Raw genomic sequence first — 498 nt, 5'->3', positions numbered from 1 at the left:
TGATGGAGCAATTAGGTATCTCGGTACAATCTCTGATTCCGCAAGCCGAAGAGCTGCGTTCAGAAGGTGCAAGTGTGATGCATCTAGCCATCAATGGTGAATTGGCCGGCCTGCTTGCAGTATCCGATCCCATCAAAAAAAGTACCCCTGAAGCACTTGCCACCCTGAAGGAAGCTGGACTACGTATCGTGATGGCAACAGGAGATGGTCTCACCACTGCCCGTTCAGTCGCAGCACGTCTGGGTATTGATGAGGTACATGGTGAAGTTAAACCCGCAGATAAACTAGAACTGGTCAGCAAATTGCAGAAGGAAGGTCGCATCGTGGCAATGGCCGGCGATGGAATCAATGATGCACCAGCACTAGCCAAGGCTGATGTCGGTATCGCTATGGGGACCGGAACTGATGTCGCAATGAATAGTGCTCAAGTTACGCTGGTCAAGGGGGATTTACGCGGTATCGCGGTTGCCCGTTCCCTTTCGGAAGCTACTGTTGGCA

The 498-nt window shown here is 51.8% G+C and carries 1 protein-coding gene; it reads left to right on the top strand.

Features of this window, described 5'->3' with window-relative positions; genetic code table 11:
* Positions 1-498, top strand: a 498-nt coding sequence (locus SE27_RS14760; protein WP_455550041.1) for an HAD-IC family P-type ATPase, incomplete at both ends; no start/stop codon positions are given.

Source organism: Acinetobacter harbinensis, assembly GCF_000816495.1.
Lineage (GTDB): Bacteria > Pseudomonadota > Gammaproteobacteria > Pseudomonadales > Moraxellaceae > Acinetobacter > Acinetobacter harbinensis.
The sequence above is the reverse complement of the archived record's forward strand: the minus strand, read 5'-3'. Positions and strand labels throughout refer to the sequence as shown.